The following is an 11099-nucleotide window of genomic DNA, read 5'->3' as shown; positions in this document are numbered from 1 at the left end:
GGCTGCCCCCCCCCAACACCCCCCACACCCCCCGCCCCCCCCCCCACCACCCACCCCCCGCCCTCCTCGCGGGGGTGCCCCCCCCCCGCGCGGCCGCTCGGCGGCCGCCCCCCACCCCCCCCCCCCGGCGTAACCCACCCCTCCGCAGACTTATGCGCACGGTCAGGACTCTGTCGACGAGTTGTCTGACGAAGAACGCGCCGAGATCGACCAGGCCACCGCCCTGGACCGACGCGTCCGCGCCCGCGTCGTCCACCTGGGCCTGCCCCGTATCCGCCAGGAAGCCGGGGCGAAAGTCCGGGTGTGCCTGCGCCGGCTCGCCGAGAACCACGCAGTCGAGTGGGTGACAGTGAACCCGCGCGTGCGCGGTCGTCGTGGAGTTGGTTTGCGCACCTGTGGCCCAGGACGCCTCTCCGCGCTGTCGAGCTGGGCCGACGGTCAGGGCACGATGTAGTCGGCGGCGCGGAACAGTTCGTACCATTCTGCACGGGTCAGTGGTACGTCCGATCCGAGGGCGGAGTCCGCGACGCGCTGCGGTGTGGTCGTGCCGATGACCACCTGCATCCGGGCCGGGTGGCGGGTGATCCAGGCCGTCGCGATGGCAAGGGACGGCACACCGTACTTCGCCGCCAGGCGGTCGATGACGGCGTTGAGCTCGGTGTGGCGCTCCGAGCCGAGGAACGGTCCGTCGAAGAAGCCGGTCTGGAACGGTGACCAGGCCTGCACGGTGATGTCGTGGAGTCGGCAGTAGTCCAGGAGCCCGTCGTCACGGCTGACCGACTGGTCCAGGCCCTGCATGTTGGCCGCGACGCCTTGCGCGACGAGCGGGGCGTGCGTGATCGACAGCTGAAGCTGGTTCACCACCAGCGGCTGACTGACGTGGCGGCGCAGCAGATCGATCTGCCGCGGGGTGTGGTTCGAAACGCCGAAAGCCCGTACCTTGCCCGCCGTGGCAAGGTCGTCGAAGGCACGCGCGACTTCTTCGGGTTCGACCAGGGCGTCGGGACGGTGCAGCAGCAGGATGTCGAGGTAGTCGGTGCCGAGAGCCTCGAGCGAACCGTCCACTGACTCCACGATGTGTTCGTAGGAGAAGTCGAAGTAAGGGCCTTCGCGGACGATGCCCGCCTTTGACTGGATGATCAACTTTTCACGCTGCGAGGAGCTCAGCCGCATCGCCTCGGCGAAACGGCGCTCGCAGCCGTGCAGCTCGCTGCCGTACACGTCGGCGTGATCGAGGAACGTGATGCCGGCGTCCATGGCGGTCGCGAGGAGTTCGCGCACCTCAGCGTCGCTCTTGTCCTGGATGCGCATCAGGCCGAGCACGATGTTCGGGACGACCATGTCGGTGCCGGGCAGTTTGAACGTCTTCACGATCGGGTCCTTGTCCGTAAGTGGGTATTCGGTGCCGGTGCCGGTACCGGGCGCCTCAGGCCGCCGACAGGCGCGAGATCTGCTCGGGGGTGAGCTCGACGTCGGTGGCGGCCGCTGAGTCACGGATGCTTTCGGGGCGAGAGGACCCGGGAATCGGGACCACCACGGGCGCGAGGGCAAGCTCCCAGGCCAGGGTCACGCGGTAGACACTGACGCCCACCTCGTCCGCGACTTCGCGGAAGGCGGCGTGCTGCGCAGAGAGTTCGGGCGCGTTCGATATGCCGCCCAGTGGGCTCCAGGGCAGAAACGCGATCCCTAGTTCGGCGCAGTGTTCCAGCTCGCGCAGACTGGAGCGGAACCTGGGCGAGAACTGGTTCTGGACCGAGTCGAGACGACCGCCCAGGATCTCGTTCGCCTCGTCGATCTGCTCCACGGTCGCGTTCGAGATGCCTGCCATGAGGATCACGCCCTCGTCGAGCAGGTCAAGGATTGCACCGATCGAATCGGCGTACGGGACGCGCGGATCGGGGCGGTGGAACTGGTAGAGGCCGATCGCCTCGACGCCCAGGCGCTTGGCCGACTCCTTGGCGGCCCGCTTGAGATACGCCGGATCGCCGTTCACGGTCCAGCTGCCGTCGCCGGGCCGCAGATGACCGCCCTTCGTCGCGACGAGCACGTCGTCGGCTCCCCGGCCGTACGTGCGCAGAGCCTGGGCGATGAGCTCCTCGTTGTGTCCGACCTCGCCGGCGTCGCGGTGATACGCGTCCGCTGTGTCGATGAGCGTGACACCGGCGTCGAGCGCGGCGTGGATCGTCGCGATCGATCTGCGGGCGTCGGGGCGGCCCTCGATGGACATCGGCATGCCGCCGAGCCCGATCGCCGAAACCGTTTGTCCGCCGATCGTGCGTTGCTTCATCGGACGTCTCCTCCGGGTGTGGAAGACAGGTGGTCGAGGTCTTCTCGTACGGAAGGCCTTCCTGGCCGAGCCTAGGAATCGATGATTCAGCAGTCCAATATTTGTTGGTCATGGCATTGAGAAATGAAATCGATAAATATATCTGCGCCCGATGCGATACGTGCTCGCGCTTGCCGACGAGTGTCACTTGACCGGGGCCGCGGAACTAGAAGACATGCGGCAGTCGGTCCTGTCGGGAGGCAAGGGGCCTGGCTGTTGATGCCGGTGTGCAGGGCGGCAGCGTTGCGGGGGCGGTGCGGACAGCAGGTTCGTCTGAGTGGGTCGACGGGTGGTGGGTAGGGGGGAGGGTTTTTGGTCATGCAGTGGGTGGTGGGTTTTGTCGGTGACCCGGTCGGTGGCGAGGGTGCAGGGGAACCCGCTGGCGGCGCATCCTGGTCGGCGGGAGGTCTGCTGGTAGACCCGCACGCCGTCGTTCGGCCTGAGGGTGTTGACTTCCAGCACACCGCTACCCGGGGGACGTGCACCGTGCCTGAGGGGAAGCTTCTTTTGCCGGTCCCTACCGGCAGGCCCGCGATCGGTGCGGTGCGACCGGTGCGAAGGTCGATGGGGATGAGTTGCGGGAGCCGGACGTGGTGACGGCGTGCACCTCGTCGTCCCTGGCGGACGCGGTGACGGCGAGCACAGCACCGCTGCGACAAAGTCTTCTGCATGTTCGACTTCCGCCGGGAAGGCTGGCCGCCGCCACTTCGGCGCGCTGGCGTCCCGGCGGTTCGCCTCCGATGCCGGCGCACGCGTGAAGTGGCCGTGGGGGAGTGGCACGCATGCCCTTGGTCTGCTGCTGTGGCGGACCGCTTACGACGCCGGGATCGTCGTCGACGAAGTTCCCCTGGCCGACGTCATGCGTTACTGCGACCCCGCATCGCCCCGCGCCGGTGAGGCCGTGACATCAACTCGCGAACGAACACCCCCACATGCGCCCGGCCGGTGACAAGCGGATCGACACCCTCCCGCTCGCACAAGCCCAGGTACTCCGCCGTGTCCCAGGTCCGTGGATGAAGCCGGGCTGCATGATCACCCAGGCGGATTCCCACTAACTTCTAGTGTGCGCGGGCGCTTCAGGTCCGGCGGCAAGTCGTCGAGCATATTTTTGTGTGACTGGGCGCTGTAGTCGGTTCTGGCCGCGCTTGTGTGATGGCTGCGGTTGATGCTTCTTCTGCCCCTGTCCCTGCCCTTGCCTCGTCGAGCGGGTAGTTCACGGGGTTACGGCCAGAACGGGCCCCGTGTTGGGTGGCCGAGGAGGGATCTGTCACCGTGCGTTGCGGAGTCGGAGAAGGTGTGCGGCAGTCAGCGCAACAGCACGGTCCTCGTCGTGCGACAGTTCCACGAGGGCGCGTGATGCCGTCGTTCCCGGAATGTCCGCGAGTGCCTGGGTCAGTCTCCCGCGTGCAGGTGCCTTGGTGGTGTCGTCGGCGAGGTGGTCGACGAGCCTGGTGGCGATCTGGTCCGCTGTTGCGGTGTCGCTGGCCAGCACGCTCAGTGCATCGGCTGCGTCGGTGTCGTTCCTTCCCTCCATGATCATGTCGATGAGCGCCGGGACCGTATCGGCCACACCACGTGTACCGAGCGCCAAGGCCGCATGCCCGCGGACCACGGCGTCGGGGTTCGCAAGGGCATCCCGCAGCTGCGCGGTAGCTTCATCGCCAGGCATCTCGACGAGGGCTTGAACGGCACGTTCCCGCACCGCGGCCAGTGGTGAGCTGAGGCCCTCCGCCAGCAGCGCCTGGGCGCTGTCGTCCGATCGCGCAAGCGCCCATCGCAGGGCCCCTGCGACGTTCGGCTCCGTCTCGCTGAGTGCCGCCTCGACCAGGGCCTCCACCGGCACCTCGTCGCCCGCGGAGAGGACCGCGCGCTGACGCGCGTCGGCGCTCTTGGACCCCAGTGCTTGGAGGAGCGCAACGATCTGGAGGACGTCCTCCCAGCCGACGGGGTCCGCGGCATGGATCCGGCGGAGTTGCGTGAGCAGCTCGGTCTCGGCCGCGATGCGGTCGCGCGTCTGACGGATGAGGTCGCCGACGAGCGTCGAGGGCGTGAAACCGGGATCGTCGAGCGCGCGTCCGATCTCACGCAGCGACAGGCCCAGTGACCGCAGGCTCTCGATGTGGAAGATCCGCCGGATGTCCTCCGCGGAGTACTCCCGATAACCGGATCCCGTACGGCCCGAAGGCCGCACCAGGCCGAGGGATTCGTAGTGCCGGAGCATGCGGGCACTGACCCCGGACCGTCTCGACACCTCACCGATCAGCACAGTTCTTATCGTCCGTCCTTGGGGCACCGGTGAGGGCCACGACGCGCTTGGCCTCCTCGACCGCCGACTCGAATCCGGCGTCCGGGTCGCGCAGCAGCCTTTGGGTGGCGAGCGCGTGCGCACGCACATGCGGGTCAGGGACCGTCGTCGCAGCATGCAGAGTCGGCACGATCACTTCACCCAGCGCGACCAGCGCCTGGCTCAGACTCAGCTGTGTCTCCTGCTCACCGCGCCCGAGTTGTGTTGCCAGCACCGTGGCCAGGGCGGACTCCTCGCCTCCCGGCACGAGCACGACCGCGGCCCGCCAGGCGCTCCTGGCCACCTCGTCGTCGGCGTCGGACAACAGTGCCTGTGTGATCGCCGGCCATGCCTGCCGGTCCCCGATCTTGGACAGTGTGTGCAGCGCCTGGCTGCGTGCCTGCGCACGTTCCGAGCGGACTTCGCGGAGCAGCTCGGGGAGCGTCTGGGACATCGGGTGGCGGGTGAGCGCCCAGGTCAGCATGTCTCGGACGAAGAACTCGGGCTCGATCGCGCATCGCTCGATGAGCTTGTCGACGAAGCGCGGGTCAGGTGCCGTCCCGACCGCCAGAGCTGCCCGCAGTCGTACAGACGAACGCCTGTCCTCCAGCCCCTGGAGCGCTCGTTTCGCATCCGTGTCCTGTCTCGGCATGGTCATCGGGACCACCTCCCTGGGAAGCAGTGAAGACCTTGTCACCGTGTCAAGGTCAATCGGGCTCGGCTGCCCGATCTCGAGTCACTGGGAGGGTGCCCCCGGCGTGCTCCAGCTGGTCCGGCTCCGGTTGCTCGGTGATCGCGGAGCGAGATCCTCGTGGGTGGCCATGGCGGGCATCCTCGCTGGTGGTGGCGGCGCGTGCCCGCCACGGAACGTCCCCGCCTCCGGGGGAAGCTAGCGGGCAGCGGATCAAGATGCGTTTGCTCCTTCGAGCAGTGGTGACTGAGCGCCGTAGGTGGTTGTGGCCGCGCTTCTGTGATGGCTGCGTCCAATGCGCGGGCGGGCTGTTCGTCGTCGGGAAGATCAATGCCAGTCTTTGTCCCGTTCCCCTGGTGACCTGATCGAACTACGGTGCCGCTCATGGACTGGGGGACACTGCTCAGCACTGCCGTCGGCGCCGTATGGGGGGGCGGCTCGGCCTTGATCGCTGACCATGCGCGATCCCGTCGTGAGCAAGCGAACCGCATGCACGACACCCTTCGGGATCTCTACAGCACGTACCTTGCCGCTCTGAACGACAGCTCGTCCGTCTTGCGCGTGAATCATCCTGAGGGGGAGCGATACGGCGGCGCGATACCAGGCGGCTCTGGATGCCTTTCGCGACGCCTCGGTACTGACGCAGCGGTACAGGATCGCCCTACAAGCCCCGCCGACGGTTCAAGAGACGTCCGACCCGGCGTACAGAATGCTTCGGCAATGGCGCGGCTTGCTCGACACGCACCCCGGACTCTCTCTGTCGTCGTCGGAGTACCTCGAAGGACTGGAACGGTTTCGCCAAGCCCGCAAGGATCTTCAGGCCGGCCTGCGTGCGAGCCTCAATGCCGCACGCGGGTAAGCCCATGCCACCCGGCCGGCCAACTACATGACTCGGTTCGGTCGTTCCCGCGCTGGCATGACGACGACGGCAGGGGGCAAACGACTTCATCGTCGATACCAGTGCAGGCTCCGTCACTGATGTGGCCGCGCCCGTGATCAGCGCGGCCGGCTGGCAGTGAGCAATCGTCAAGACGTGTGGATGAGCTGAGGGGAAATCGGGTTGCGATCCCCGCGTAGCAGGCCGAACGATTGCGCCTTGTGATGACTGCCGATGAGAAGCCGCTGTTCGATGCCGTCAGGCCGGTCGCGTTGGTGACCGGCGTCGGCCGGTCCGTCGGAATCGGTGCGGGGATCGCTTGCCGACTGGCCGAGTCAGGCTGGAATGTCGCCTTCACGTACTGGACGCCGTACGACGCGCGCATGGCCTGGGGCGTCGAGGCTGACGCCGCGGACACCATCGCCAAGGCGCTGGAGGAACGGGGCGCCGAGACGGTGGCGGTCGAGGCGGACCTTGCCGATCCTGAGGCCCCCGGGCGAGTCCTTGACCAGGCTCAGGGCCGTCTCGGCGACATCACCGCGTTGGTGATGTGCCACTGTGAGTCGGTGGACTCCGGCTTGCTCGACACCACTCTGGAGAGCTTCGACCGCCACTTCGCCGTCAATGCGCGTGCCACCTGGCTGCTGATCCGTGAGTTCGGCCGTCGCTTTGACGGGACTCCAGGAACCGGGCGCGTGATCGCCCTCACCAGCGACCACACCGTCGGCAACCTGCCCTACGGGGCGAGCAAGGGTGCACTCGACCGCATCACCCTGGCCGCTGCCCGCGAACTCGCCCACCTGGGGATCACCGCCAACGTGATCAACCCGGGCCCGGTCGACACCGGCTGGATGTCCGACGACATCCGCGACCACGTACTGCGCCAGACACCGCTGGGACGTCTGGGCAGCCCGCAGGACACCGCTCACCTGGTGGACTTCCTGTGCTCACCGCAGGGCCAGTGGATCAACGGCCAGCTGCTGAAGAGCAACGGCGGTCTCGCCGACTGACCGGCCGGCCCGACTTCGGGGCCTCCGGCCGCTCAACGAGGACACCGTTCCCGAAGCGGGCCCCCGCCCGGACGAGCGACACCAGGTGAGCACCGGTGATCGCACGCCGCCGGACCTGGGCGGACTCAACGAGCTTGAACACCATCGCCAACGCCTTCGTCGCGCCTGGTTGTGCGGACTTCGGCAGGCAGTTCGTGATGTTCCGGGCTTTGTGAACCCAACACCTCTGATGCCTCGCGGCGGGGAACACCTCGGCCAGGCCGTCACGCCGCCCAGGAAGCCACGGCCCGGAGCACTGCCCGGCAGAGTCGAGCAGTGGGAACGCGATCGTCACGGGCACTCGTCCGACCGCATCACCGTCGAACACGCCCTAGCCGATCACAAACGCTGGAAGCAGCTGACGCGCTGGACCCACCGCCGCGACCGCTTGCCCGACACCTACCGCGCCATCGCGGGCCTCGTCTCCGACCGGAGCGTCATGACCTGAAGCAGGCCGTGAGCAGACAAAACACGCCTCACTCGCTATCACGCACCAACTCGTTTGAGAGCGTCGTAGGGTGGTGCGTCAGAGGTATGTGGCGGGGGTCGGTGTTCGGGGTGTCCGGGGATACGCCCGGGGATCCCTTCCGGGACGTGAGCCGGGCCGGCGGCGGTCCGTGAGTTCCTCTACTGGGTGAGGAACGTTGGTGGGCGATCGGTGAGTTCGGGTGTGCGCTACACGGCCTTGGGCTTGTCGAGCATGCTGCCGACGTTGTGGTAGAATACCCGATTCTCGACGATCTTGCCGTCCTTGAGGGTGAATTGTTCGATGAAGTGGGTCAGTTCTCCGGTCGCGACGTCCGTGATGCCGACGCACGCCGCGACGCGGTCGCCGTCGGCGATGGTGTAGTGCACCGTGATCTTGGATACGTCGAGGTAGTTCGGCAAGATCTGGGCGAGGCCGAGGAATTCGTCTTTGCCGTGGTAGGCCTTCCCGAAGGGCAGGAACACCGGCTCGATGACCGCGACGTCCTCGGACAGGTAGGAGAAGACTCCCTCGACGTCGCCGTTGTTCGCCGCTGCGAACATGGCTTCGACGATCGCGCGGTTCTGCTCGGTCGGTGATGTGGCTGCGGACATGGTGTTTCTCCTCTGGGGCGCAGGCTCTCGTTGGTCGAGAACCTCGTTGGGGTCCGGTGTTCGGGCTGGTTGAGGCACACGCGCTGATGCTGGGTTCAGCGGTCGATCGTGGACTCGTTGAAGTCGTCGTGTCGGGCGCCGGTGGCCGGCGTGAGGGTGTCGAGCCGCCTCAACTGGCCGGCGGTCAGGATGACGCCGTCGGAGGCGGTGTTCTCCTCGACGCGGGCGACGCGCCGGCTGCCGGGGATCGGGGCGATGTCCCCGCCCTGGGCCACCAGCCAGGCCAGCGCGATCTGGGCCGGGGTGGCACTGGCCTCGGCCGCGATGTTCCGTACTTCCTCCACGAGCTGCAGGTTCTGGTGGAAGGCCTCGCCGATGAAGCGCGGATTGGTCTTGCGCCAGTCGCCGTCGGGGATCTCCTCCGGCGTGCGGATCTCGCCGGTCAGGAACCCGTGCCCGAGTGGCGCGTAGGGGACGAGGCCGATGCCCAGCTCGCGCAGCAGGGGCAGCAGTTCGGTCTCGACGTCGCGGGTCCACAGTGAGTACTCGGTCTGCAGGGCGGCGATCGGGTGCACGGCGTGGGCGCGGCGGATCGTGTCCGGAGAGGCCTCGGACAGGCCGATGTGCAGGACCTTGCCTTCGGCGACCAGCTCGGCCACGGTGCCGATGGTGTCCTCGATGGGGGTGTTCTGGTCGACCCGGTGCTGGTAGTAGAGGTCGATCCGGTCGGTGCGCAGGCGCTTCAGGGAGCCCTCGACGGCGGTGCGGATGTTGGCCGGACTGCTGTCGAACAGGCCGGTCCCGTCCCCGGCATGGGACAGGATGCCGAACTTCGTGGCGAGGACGACCTGGTCGCGCCGGTCCTCCAGCGCCTGACCGACGATCTCCTCGCTGTGGTACGGGCCGTAGCTTTCAGCGGTGTCGATGTGGGTGACGCCGAGGTCGAGCGCGCGATGGACGGCGCGGATGGATTCGGCGTCGTCCAGGCCGCCGCCGGAGAGGAGGGTGCCGGCCATGGACATGGCACCCAGGCCGATCCGGGAAACCCGCAGGCTCCCCAGCATGGCGTGCTGCATCAGAGAACTCGTTTCTCGTCGAGAGTGTCGAAGGAGGGTGCATCAGAGGGATGTGGCGAGGGACGGCGTCCGCGGCATCCGGGCGCCGATCTCGATCTCGCCGACATCCAGCCAACATCGGTTCACGACATCCCGACAGGCACTGCGGAAAGGGGTACTCACAGGGACCCTTTCCGGGAGGAGGGCCGGACCTACCCTTGATCTCATGGACGAGAAGGAGGCCGCACGGGCGGCGGTCCGCGAGTTCCTCACCACTCGCGCCCGGGTCACCCCAGCCGACGCCGGCCTTCCTCCGCAGGGCACCCGCCGGCGGGTGAAAGGCCTGCGCAGGGAGGAGGTCGCGTTGCTCGCCGGGGTCAGCCCGGAGTACTACGTGCGGCTCGAACGCGGCCAGGCAACCGGGCCCTCCGCCGGAGTCATCGACTCAGTCGCCGGCGTCCTGCGTCTGGACGATGACGAACGCGCTCACCTCGACCGGCTGCTCGCCGCTCTGACCCCCGCAACCCGCAAGCGACGCCGCAGCGCAGCGAAAGGCCTGGTCACCCCCGGAATCCGGGTGCTGCTGGACTCTATGGACCACCTGCCCGCAGTGGTCTTCAACGGCCGGTTCGACATCCTCGCGGTCAACGCACTGGGGCGCGCACTTCTCGCACCCGTGTACGACCTGCCCGGACGGACGAACAGCGCCCGCTTCCTGTTCCTCGATGAGCCCAGGGCCCGGGACCTGTTCCCCGAGTGGGACGGGATCGCAGCCGACACCGTGGCGATGCTGCGCATCGAGGCCGGCCGCCACCCCGACGACCCCGACCTGACCGAACTGATCGGAGAACTCGCGACCCGCAGCACAGCATTCCGGACGCGCTGGGCGACCAACGACGTACGAACCGCCCGAGCCGGCGCGAAGACCTTCCGGCACCCACTCATCGGCGAGGTCACACTGCCCTACGAGACTCTCCGCATCGACGCCGTCTCCAGCCAGGTCCTCAGTGTCTACACCCCCCGGCCCGGCACCCCCGAAGCCGACGCGATCCGCCTCCTGGCCAGCTGGAACGCCGACGACCAGCCGACCAGCAATCCGACACCGGGAACGCGGCCGGAACCCCGAGGACTGACCTGATCTTTAGCCTGCGGCCGGTCGGTATCGACCCCGGCTGCTCATGGGGACAGCCCTTCGACGATCGATCCACTGGTCCGGGGAAGAAGATCAGGAACCAGGGGCCGTCTGCTGATCGGTGAGCGTTCTTCATCCTCGGTAGATCGGGTTCTCGATGTGGTGCCGGACGAGGATGGCCTGCATGATCGCGGTCGCTCGGCGGGGGCAGCAGCACAGCTCGGTCAGGACTTTCCAGGCCTTGAGGCGCGTTGGCGCGTTCGCCGGGGCGCGGATGCGGGCGTGTGCCCGGTTGACGGCTTTCTGCAGGGCCCACGGTTCGGCCGGTGGCGGTGGCGGTGGCGTTTGAAGTCGTAGTGCATTCTGGCGTCTGCCGAGGTCGTCAAGGACGCGAACGCCCGGACGTGGCCGGCAGCAGCGGGACGCTGGACCGGCTGGGCTGGTGTTGTCGGTGTGGCTGATGAGCCTGTTTCCCGGGTATCCGGAGGCCTGGAGGTGTTCGCGGCAGCGTGGTCCGTCAGGTGGCTTTGGCTGTCACGGTGTGAGGTGAGTTGTGGTGCTACCTCGGCTGCGACGCATTCGATGGCCTCCTTGGCATGTTCAGC

11 protein-coding genes and 1 pseudogene are annotated in these 11099 nt (G+C 67.6%); 4 read left to right on the top strand and 8 right to left on the bottom strand.

Features of this window, described 5'->3' with window-relative positions; all coding sequences use genetic code 11:
• Positions 1–181 precede the first annotated feature (181 nt).
• Entirely contained in the window at positions 182–454 is a 273-nt protein-coding gene (locus tag ACFWXC_RS34965) for a hypothetical protein (protein ID WP_384485025.1), read from the top strand.
• Here the strand turns inward: ACFWXC_RS34965 and ACFWXC_RS34960 are convergent.
• The 4 genes from ACFWXC_RS34960 to ACFWXC_RS34945 form a co-directional block, all read right to left on the bottom strand.
• The gene (locus ACFWXC_RS34960) at positions 439–1371 is read right to left on the bottom strand and encodes an aldo/keto reductase family oxidoreductase (RefSeq protein WP_384485169.1); all 933 of its coding nucleotides are present in this window, start codon (positions 1369–1371) and stop codon (positions 439–441) included. The genes ACFWXC_RS34965 and ACFWXC_RS34960 overlap by 16 nt on opposite strands.
• Before the next feature lie 55 nt (positions 1372–1426).
• Entirely contained in the window at positions 1427–2287 is an 861-nt protein-coding gene (locus tag ACFWXC_RS34955; RefSeq protein WP_384485023.1) for an aldo/keto reductase, read from the bottom strand.
• Between the two features lie 1306 nt (positions 2288–3593).
• Complete coding sequence (locus tag ACFWXC_RS34950; protein WP_384485021.1) at positions 3594–4592, bottom strand: MerR family transcriptional regulator; 999 nt, start codon at positions 4590–4592, stop codon at positions 3594–3596.
• On the bottom strand, positions 4579–5268 hold the full coding sequence (locus ACFWXC_RS34945) for a HEAT repeat domain-containing protein (RefSeq protein WP_384485019.1): 690 nt from the start codon (positions 5266–5268) through the stop codon (positions 4579–4581). Before ACFWXC_RS34945 ends, ACFWXC_RS34950 begins: the two co-directional genes overlap by 14 nt.
• Before the next feature lie 1134 nt (positions 5269–6402).
• On the opposite strand from ACFWXC_RS34945, the gene ACFWXC_RS34940 reads away from it, so the two are divergent.
• Entirely contained in the window at positions 6403–7188 is a 786-nt protein-coding gene (locus tag ACFWXC_RS34940) for an SDR family oxidoreductase (protein WP_384485017.1), read from the top strand.
• Here ACFWXC_RS34940 and ACFWXC_RS34935 read toward each other — a convergent pair.
• Positions 7145–7438: a transposase gene (locus tag ACFWXC_RS34935; protein WP_384485015.1), complete on the bottom strand. Its 294-nt coding sequence runs from the start codon at positions 7436–7438 to the stop codon at positions 7145–7147. The genes ACFWXC_RS34940 and ACFWXC_RS34935 overlap by 44 nt on opposite strands.
• Here ACFWXC_RS34935 and ACFWXC_RS34930 point away from each other — a divergent pair.
• Positions 7358–7675, top strand: a complete 318-nt coding sequence (locus ACFWXC_RS34930) for a transposase (RefSeq protein WP_384485013.1) — start codon at positions 7358–7360, stop codon at positions 7673–7675. The genes ACFWXC_RS34935 and ACFWXC_RS34930 overlap by 81 nt on opposite strands.
• 227 nt (positions 7676–7902) lie before the next feature.
• Here ACFWXC_RS34930 and ACFWXC_RS34925 read toward each other — a convergent pair whose 3' ends face one another.
• Together ACFWXC_RS34925 and ACFWXC_RS34920 are read right to left on the bottom strand one after the other, a co-directional pair.
• Positions 7903–8307: a nuclear transport factor 2 family protein gene (locus tag ACFWXC_RS34925; protein ID WP_384485011.1), complete on the bottom strand. Its 405-nt coding sequence runs from the start codon at positions 8305–8307 to the stop codon at positions 7903–7905.
• Between the two features lie 95 nt (positions 8308–8402).
• Positions 8403–9383, bottom strand: a complete 981-nt coding sequence (locus tag ACFWXC_RS34920; RefSeq protein WP_384485009.1) for an aldo/keto reductase — start codon at positions 9381–9383, stop codon at positions 8403–8405.
• A 205-nt stretch (positions 9384–9588) separates the two neighbouring features.
• Between ACFWXC_RS34920 and ACFWXC_RS34915 the strand changes: the two genes are divergently transcribed.
• Positions 9589–10500 carry a helix-turn-helix domain-containing protein gene (locus tag ACFWXC_RS34915; RefSeq protein WP_384485007.1) on the top strand — a complete coding sequence of 304 codons (912 nt, stop codon included), beginning with the start codon at positions 9589–9591 and terminating at the stop codon, positions 10498–10500.
• Between the two features lie 126 nt (positions 10501–10626).
• On the opposite strand, the pseudogene ACFWXC_RS34910 reads toward ACFWXC_RS34915, so the two are convergent.
• Positions 10627–10844: pseudogene (locus tag ACFWXC_RS34910) on the bottom strand (IS5/IS1182 family transposase); the annotation flags it as partial.
• Positions 10845–11099 lie beyond the last annotated feature (255 nt).

Origin of the sequence: Streptomyces sp. NPDC058683 (assembly GCF_042716195.1) — a bacterium.
In the GTDB taxonomy this organism is placed as follows: domain Bacteria; phylum Actinomycetota; class Actinomycetes; order Streptomycetales; family Streptomycetaceae; genus Streptomyces.
This window is presented reverse-complemented; position numbering and strand designations above follow the sequence as displayed.